Annotated in this window: 1 protein-coding gene; it reads left to right on the plus strand. The window is 35.9% G+C overall.

All coding sequences use genetic code 11. From position 1 onward, the window contains the following. On the plus strand, positions 1-604 hold a 604-nt coding region (gene tilS, locus WKI42_RS10610; RefSeq protein ID WP_368081904.1), incomplete at both ends, for a tRNA lysidine(34) synthetase TilS.

Here is a 604-nt window from a genome sequence, read left to right on the forward strand (position 1 = left end):
GTATCAAAAAGAGTTAGAAATTGAATTGATTCTAGCCCATGTGAATCATAAGCAGAGAATTGAATCAGATTGGGAAGAAAAGGAATTAAGGAAGTTGGCTGCTGAAGCAGAGCTTCCTATTTATGTCAGCAATTTTTCAGGAGAATTTTCAGAAGCGCGTGCACGAAATTTTCGCTATGATTTTTTTCAAGAGGTCATGAAAAAGACAGGTGCGACAGCCTTAGTCACTGCCCACCATGCGGATGACCAGGTGGAAACGATTTTAATGCGCTTGATTCGAGGTACTCGTTTGCGCTATCTATCAGGAATTAAGGAGAAGCAAGTAGTCGGAGAGATAGAAATAATTCGGCCCTTCTTGCATTTTCAGAAAAAAGACTTTCCACCAATTTTTCACTTTGAAGATACATCAAATAAGAAAAATCATTATTTTCGCAATCGTATTCGAAACTCTTATTTACCAGATTTAGAAAAAGAAAATCCTCGATTTAGAGATGCAATCTTAAGTATCGGCAATGAAATTTTAGATTATGATTTAGCTATAGCTGAATTATCAAAGAATATTGATGTAGAAAATTTAGAGCAGCTATTGTCTTACTCTGAGTCT

Origin of the sequence: Streptococcus pseudopneumoniae (assembly GCF_038148935.1) — a bacterium.
GTDB lineage: Bacteria > Bacillota > Bacilli > Lactobacillales > Streptococcaceae > Streptococcus > Streptococcus pseudopneumoniae_U.